6 protein-coding genes and 1 pseudogene are annotated in these 7019 nt (G+C 70.2%); 1 reads left to right on the top strand and 6 read right to left on the bottom strand.

Features of this window, described 5'->3' with window-relative positions; genetic code table 11:
- Window positions 1-71: 71 nt before the first annotated feature.
- Window positions 72-2597 (bottom strand): ATP-dependent Clp protease ATP-binding subunit, encoded by a 2526-nt coding sequence (locus tag DEP02_RS25920; protein ID WP_112470105.1) that lies wholly within the window; start codon window positions 2595-2597, stop codon window positions 72-74.
- A 441-nt stretch (window positions 2598-3038) separates the two neighbouring features.
- On the opposite strand from DEP02_RS25920, the gene DEP02_RS25910 reads away from it, so the two are divergent.
- Window positions 3039-3665: an SCO3374 family protein gene (locus DEP02_RS25910; RefSeq protein WP_112470103.1), complete on the top strand. Its 627-nt coding sequence runs from the start codon at window positions 3039-3041 to the stop codon at window positions 3663-3665.
- 8 nt (window positions 3666-3673) lie between these two features.
- Here DEP02_RS25910 and DEP02_RS25905 read toward each other — a convergent pair whose 3' ends face one another.
- From DEP02_RS25905 to DEP02_RS35915, 5 genes and pseudogenes are all read right to left on the bottom strand, one after another.
- Window positions 3674-4009 (bottom strand): histone-like nucleoid-structuring protein Lsr2, encoded by a 336-nt coding sequence (locus DEP02_RS25905; RefSeq protein WP_112470102.1) that lies wholly within the window; start codon window positions 4007-4009, stop codon window positions 3674-3676.
- A 217-nt stretch (window positions 4010-4226) separates the two neighbouring features.
- Complete coding sequence (locus DEP02_RS25900) at window positions 4227-4772, bottom strand: amino-acid N-acetyltransferase (protein ID WP_112470101.1); 546 nt, start codon at window positions 4770-4772, stop codon at window positions 4227-4229.
- Window positions 4773-4781: 9 nt separating this feature from the next.
- Entirely contained in the window at window positions 4782-5291 is a 510-nt protein-coding gene (locus DEP02_RS25895; protein WP_232839279.1) for a BlaI/MecI/CopY family transcriptional regulator, read from the bottom strand.
- A 160-nt stretch (window positions 5292-5451) separates the two neighbouring features.
- The gene (locus DEP02_RS25890) at window positions 5452-5640 is read right to left on the bottom strand and encodes a hypothetical protein (protein WP_112470099.1); all 189 of its coding nucleotides are present in this window, start codon (window positions 5638-5640) and stop codon (window positions 5452-5454) included.
- A 740-nt stretch (window positions 5641-6380) separates the two neighbouring features.
- Window positions 6381-6956, bottom strand: a pseudogene (locus DEP02_RS35915) (hypothetical protein); the annotation flags it as partial.
- Window positions 6957-7019 lie beyond the last annotated feature (63 nt).

Here is a 7019-nt window from a genome sequence, read left to right as displayed (position 1 = left end):
GGCTGCCCCGGGACTCCAGGTCCCGGGGCAGCCCCCTTCGGTTCAGGCCGGTTCGGGCCGAGCGCGGCGGCTTACACGTCCTTGCTCAGGTTCGGCCCGGCTCCGCCGGCCGCCTGCTCGATCGGCGGGACGTCCGGCAGCGCCGACTTCTCCTCACCCCGGAAGGTGAAGGTCTTGTTCTCGCCCTCGCCCTCGGTGTCCACGACCACGATGTGACCGGGGCGCAGCTCGCCGAAGAGGATCTTCTCGGAGAGCGAGTCCTCGATCTCGCGCTGGATCGTCCGGCGCAGCGGCCGGGCGCCCAGGACCGGGTCGTAACCCTTCTGGGCCAGCAGTTCCTTGGAGGACTGGGAGAGCTCGATGCCCATGTCCCGGTCCTTCAGGCGCTCGTCCACCTTGCCGATCATCAGGTCGACGATCGCGAGGATGTCGTTCTGCGTCAGCTGCGGGAAGACGACCACGTCGTCGACGCGGTTGAGGAACTCGGGGCGGAAGTGCTGCTTGAGCTCGTCCGACACCTTGTTCTTCATGCGCTCGTAGTTGGTCTTCGTGTCGCCCGCGGCGGCGAAGCCCAGGTTGAAGCCCTTGGAGATGTCCCGGGTGCCGAGGTTGGTCGTCATGATGATGACCGTGTTCTTGAAGTCCACGACCCGGCCCTGGGAGTCGGTCAGGCGACCGTCCTCCAGGATCTGCAGCAGCGAGTTGAAGATGTCCGGGTGGGCCTTCTCGACCTCGTCGAACAGGACGACCGAGAACGGCTTGCGGCGCACCTTCTCCGTCAGCTGGCCGCCCTCCTCGTAGCCCACGTAGCCGGGGGGCGAACCGAAGAGACGGGAGACCGTGTGCTTCTCGCTGAACTCCGACATGTCGAGGGAGATCAGCGCGTCCTCGTCACCGAAGAGGAACTCCGCCAGCGCCTTGGACAGCTCGGTCTTACCGACGCCGGACGGGCCGGCGAAGATGAACGAGCCACCGGGGCGCTTGGGGTCCTTCAGACCCGCACGCGTACGCCGGATCGCCCGGGACAGCGCCCGCACGGCGTCGTCCTGGCCGATGACCCGCTTGTGCAGCTCCTCCTCCATGCGGAGCAGGCGGCTGGACTCCTCCTCGGTCAGCTTGAAGACCGGGATGCCGGTGGCCGTGGCGAGGACCTCGGCGATCAGGTCGCCGTCGACCTCGGCGACGACGTCCATGTCGCCGGCCTTCCACTCCTTCTCCCGCTTGGCCTTGGCGGCCAGGAGCTGCTTCTCCTTGTCGCGCAGGGAGGCGGCCTTCTCGAAGTCCTGCGAGTCGATCGCGGACTCCTTGTCCCGGCGGACACCGGCGATCTTCTCGTCGAACTCGCGCAGGTCCGGCGGCGCGGTCATCCGGCGGATGCGCATCCGGGAGCCGGCCTCGTCGATCAGGTCGATCGCCTTGTCCGGCAGGAAGCGGTCCGAGATGTACCGGTCGGCCAGCGTGGCGGCCTGGACAAGCGCCTCGTCGGTGATGGAGACGCGGTGGTGCGCCTCGTACCGGTCGCGCAGGCCCTTGAGGATCTCGATGGTGTGCGGCAGGGACGGCTCGGCGACCTGGATGGGCTGGAAGCGGCGCTCCAGGGCCGCGTCCTTCTCCAGGTGCTTGCGGTACTCGTCCAGCGTGGTGGCGCCGATGGTCTGCAGCTCACCGCGGGCCAGCATCGGCTTGAGGATGCTCGCCGCGTCGATGGCGCCCTCGGCGGCACCCGCACCGACCAGCGTGTGCAGCTCGTCGATGAACAGGATGATGTCGCCGCGGGTGCGGATCTCCTTGAGCACCTTCTTCAGGCGCTCCTCGAAGTCACCGCGGTAGCGGGAGCCGGCGACCAGGGCACCGAGGTCCAGGGTGTAGAGGTGCTTGTCCTTGAGGGTCTCGGGCACCTCGCCCTTGACGATGGCCTGGGCGAGGCCCTCGACGACGGCGGTCTTGCCGACGCCGGGCTCACCGATCAGCACCGGGTTGTTCTTGGTACGGCGGGAGAGCACCTGCATGACCCGCTCGATCTCCTTCTCGCGCCCGATGACCGGGTCGAGCTTGGACTCACGAGCGGCCTGGGTGAGGTTCCGGCCGAACTGGTCGAGGACCAGGGACGTCGAGGGCGTGCCCTCGGCAGGGCCGCCGGCGGTGGCGGTCTCCTTGCCCTGGTAACCGGAGAGCAGCTGGATGACCTGCTGCCGCACCCGGTTGAGATCGGCGCCCAGCTTGACCAGGACCTGGGCGGCGACGCCCTCGCCCTCACGGATCAGGCCGAGCAGGATGTGCTCCGTGCCGATGTAGTTGTGGCCCAGCTGAAGAGCCTCGCGCAGCGACAGCTCCAGGACCTTCTTGGCACGGGGAGTGAAGGGAATGTGACCCGACGGCGCCTGCTGGCCCTGGCCAATGATCTCCTCCACCTGCTGGCGGACCGCCTCGAGCGAAATCCCGAGGCTCTCAAGGGCCTTGGCGGCGACACCTTCACCCTCGTGGATCAGGCCCAGGAGGATGTGCTCGGTGCCGATGTAGTTGTGGTTGAGCATCCGGGCCTCTTCCTGAGCCAGGACGACAACCCGCCGCGCGCGGTCGGTGAACCTCTCGAACATCGTTAATCGCTCCTCAGAGCGGTCAGGCAGTGGGGGGAACTTCCCCTCCCTGTCCTTCCGCAGCTTAGTCCCGCAAGCGGGGACCGCTCATTCCAACTGCCGACACCGTCCTTGGCCTCCTGACCTCGACTGCCGACATCTACTCCAACCCGATGGTGCGAGACGATGTTCCCGCAGGCCAGGCAGATACCCCAGTCGCCAGTACGCCGATGGCGAACGTGAGACTCCGCTGCCCGGGTGCCGCCTGCGCGTCGACCCCTCCCACTAGGCATGTCTTACCCGCGCGGACTGACACTCCATGCCGAGCGCGCCGCTTCCCTCAGCTATGGGCGAACAACCTTGCGCCCCTTCTCGTCCTCGCACGCCCTCCCATTCGCCACTCTTGGTGGGTATCTCACCACCCACCGTGACTTCGGCGCGTTTCCGGCGGTTGCACCCGGCATGGTCGGCAGCCTCTCCGCGATTCCTCTTCCGCTTCCCTCTCCCCGTCGGTCACTCGGCCCCGGTGACGGGACGCGGCACTGGTACGAGAACGATCTGGGATGGGAGACGGTGCCCGGAGAGCCGGTACGACTTGTCGTGGGCCTCCGCTTCGACGTCCTGGACGTGCCCGTCGAGGCCGGACGCCCTGCGCTGCGCCATCTGGGGCCGGGCTCTCCGGTGGCCGTGGGCGGGGACCGGATGCGGCTGCTGGTGGCGGCGGGCAGCGCGGAGGAGCTGCCCGGACTGCTGCAGTGGCTGGAGTGGGGCCCGTCGGTGCTGGAGCCGGACCTGGTGGCCCTGGGCGCGGGCACGCTGATGGAGGCGCCGCCGACCCCGGGCGCCGGGCCACTCGGAGCCCGGCCGCTTCCGCCGGGCCGCTCCGGTTCACAGGGGGCCGCCGTGTGGCTGCGGCCCCCGTCCGGGTGCGAGGTCGAGGCCTCGCTGCCGACGCTGTCGGCCGTGCGGGGCGGCCGGGGCGCCCCCGATCTCGTACGACTGGTGGACACGCTGGCGGCGCACTGCCACCGGATCCGGCTGCGGCGCGCGTGCGCCCAGCCGTCCGTGTGCCCCCGGGGCCTGGAGTAGGCCCCGGGTCAGCCGTTCGCCTTCTCGTAGGCCTCGCGGATGGTCGCGGGGACCCGTCCGCGGTCGTTGACCTCGTAGCCGTTCGCCCTCGCCCAGGCGCGGATCTGCGCGGTGTCCTGGCTGCCGACAGAAGCGGCACGCGCCCTTCCGCGCCCGCCCGCAGCGCGGCCCGTGAGACGCCGGCCGCCCTTCAGGTACGGCTCGAGAAGGCCACGGAGCTTGTCCGCATTGGCGGTGGTGAGATCGATCTCGTACGTCTTGCCGTCCAGCGCGAACGTCACGGTCTCGTCCGCCTCGCTGCCGTCGAGGTCATCGACAAGAAGGATCTGAACCTTCTGTGCCACCGGATTTCCTTTCATCGATAACGTGAGGGCCGGAGGTGGTCGGTGTCCGCCGTTTCGCCGTCCCCTGTTATATGCAGTACAGCAGTACGTCGGAAAGCAAACCGCTTTTGCGAGGAAAACACAAACCCCTGGGAGAGACCAGCCGCTCATCCTGTCCGGAAACATGCGCGTTTCGGACATAGGGAACGCGGTCCCGGTCAGCCGGGCAGAATGTGGATCACAGATGCAGAAGCATCCGGCTGTTACCCAGGGTGTTCGGTTTCACTCGTTCGAGACCGAGGAACTCCGCGACGCCCTCGTCATAGGAACGCAGCAGCTCCACGTAGACATCGGTGTCGACCGGGGTCTCGCCGATCTCCACGAAGCCGTGCTTGGTGAAGAAGTCCACTTCGAAGGTCAGGCAGAATACGCGGCGAACGCCGAGCCGGCGTGCGGTCTGAAGCAACTTCTCCAGCAACCGGTGTCCGACGCCGGCGCCCTTCAGACCCGGCTTCACCGCGAGAGTGCGTACTTCCGCCAGGTCTTCCCACATCACGTGCAGCGCGCCGCAGCCGACGACCTCCGCGTTGTCGTCGCGTTCGGCGACCCAGAACTCCTGGATGTCCTCGTAAAGGGTCACCGTCGCTTTGTCGAGCAGGATGCCGTCGCGAACGTAGGCGTCGAGCAGTCGGCGCACGGCCGGGACATCGCTGGTCCGGGCGCGCCGGACGGTGATGGCTTTTGCGGTCTCTTCGGGACGCTCTTCGGGACGCTCTGCGGACATGAGCGGACGCTATCGCCCGCGGCCGCCCGGCGCCGAGTCGGGGTTCTCGTCACCGGTATCCGCGGCTTCGGCGGTATCCGGGACTTCCCCCATGACTTCCGGGACTTCGGAGGAGTCTTCGGCGGGCTCTTCGGCGGGCTGTTCGGCGGGCTGTTCGGCGGGCTGTTCTTCGGGGCCGGGGGCGGGGACTTCGGTGCCGCCTTCCACCATGCGTACGGCATCTCGCAGGGCCTGCCGCTGTTCGTCGCTCATCATGCCGAAGAAGGCGACGAGAGCGGCGGCCGCGTTGTCGCTGCGGGACCAGGCCTCGTTCATCAGTGCGGCGGCGTAGGCGGCGCGGGTGGAGACGGCCTCATATCGATAGGCCCGGCCCTCCGCCTCGCGGCGCACCCAGCCCTTCTGATGGAGATTGTCCAAAACGGTCATCACGGTGGTGTACGCGATGGTGCGTTCCCGTTGGAGGTCTTCCAGGACTTCCCGGACGGTCACCGGGCGGTTCCACTTCCACACCCGCGTCATGACCGCGTCTTCGAGTTCTCCCAAGGGCCGAGGCACATCTCGACACCCTAGTAGGAGATCCCGGCAATGGCGTGCTGAACGTGCGCTTTCAGCGCCAAACGGGGACAAAAAGGGCGTACGGCCCACCGGAGCAGGGGTCGTACGCCGCGTCAGGCGTCCTTCAGGCGTCGGTGGAGGCGGTGGTCCCGGAGGTCTGGGGGCCGCTCTTCGCCCGTGCGATGGCGGCGTCCACGGCCGCGTCCTCCTTGGCCTTCGCGGCCCCGCCCTGGGACTTCACGATCACCCTGACCACAGCGATGAAGAACACGGCCATCACGGCCGACGGAACGAGTGCGGAGACGTAGTCCATGAGTCCAGAGTAGCCGGGCGACGGTGGGGTGCCCCGGAGGGCTGCGCCGCCGCGAGGCGCTGCCGCGGCTTCCCGGCCGGTGCACCCGGCTTCCGCCGCGGGAACACCTCCCCCGGCGTGGGCACGGGCCGCCGCCCGGGCTCCGGCGTCCCCGGCCGAGCGGGAGCGGGCCGCTTCCCGGGCTCCACCGCCGGCTCCTTGTCCGGCTCCTCCCCACCACCCGCCCCCGCAAGTCCCTGAGCGACGACGGAACCGGGGCTGGTCGGGCAGCCTGCAACGGGCTTCGGCTGTCCGACCGGCTCCGTGGGGACGGCGGGCGCGACAGGAACGGGTGTCGCGACGGGACTGCCCACCCCCGCGGAAGCAGCCGTCCCGACGGCCGTCGGGCGAGCGGCCCGCGCAGCGGAACCTGCCGCCACGGCACGGCCCACCGACCACACGGAAGCAGCCGGCGAGCCGGAAGCCGCCCCCGGACCGGCCGCCACCGTGAGCCGCGTGTGCACAGTCCGCGCGGCGGGGCCGGGCGACGGCGTGGGAGCAGTCGGCGCCACCGGGCGAGCGGCCTGCCCGACCGGACCGGTGGTCGTGCCGGGCTGCGGGTGAGCGGTCCGCGCGGCGGGGCCGGTCGCTGCGCCAGGACCGGTCGGCATCGCGGAGACAGCCGGCAAGGTGGAAGCGGTCACCCCCGCCGGCACGACAGACGCCGAGCAAGCACCCCCCGCCGCCGGCACGGCCGCCACCGGGCGAGCGGCCGGCCGCACCGGACCGGTGCCCACCGGGAGCCGCGTGTGCGCGGTCCGTGTGGTGGGGTCGGCCTGGACGTCAGGGCCGGGTGGCACTCCGGAAGCAGGCGGCGGGGCGGAAGCCGGCGGTGGCGTGGCGTCCGTCGGTGGGCCGGTCGGCGTCGTGCGGGGAGCTCGGCCGGTCGGGGCGGTGCGGGCGGTGGGGACCGTTGCGCGGGCCCTGGGGAGGAGGGAGGCGGCGGTCGGGTTGCCGCGCAGGGCCTGGAGGGCGGTCACGTCGTCGGGGGTGGGGCGGTGGCCGGCGTGCAGGCACTCCTCGAGGAGGGTCAGATAGGCGGCCGCCGTGCCGGGGAGGGCGGCGCGGTAGCGGGCGAGGTCGGCCAGCAGGAACGCGCGCAGCCGGGCGCCCTCGCGCACCGCCTCGTCGAGCGACTCGGCGAGCCGGAGACAGTCCCGCACGTCCTCGGCGCCGGCGGGACGGGACTGAACGGCGAGGGCGAGAGCGCGGCGGAGCACACGCAGCTCCTCCGCGCCGAACGCCATGCCGCCGCGGGTTCCGTATGGCGTGGGCATGGGCCGACCATACGGCGCCAGTCGGACAAACCCGACATGCGGCGCGCTCGGAGCCGCTCCTGG

The sequence above is a fragment of the Streptomyces triticisoli genome (genome assembly GCF_003270085.1).
In the GTDB taxonomy this organism is placed as follows: domain Bacteria; phylum Actinomycetota; class Actinomycetes; order Streptomycetales; family Streptomycetaceae; genus Streptomyces; species Streptomyces triticisoli.
Note: the sequence above shows the minus strand (reverse complement) of the source record. Positions and strands in the feature narration are given on the sequence as shown.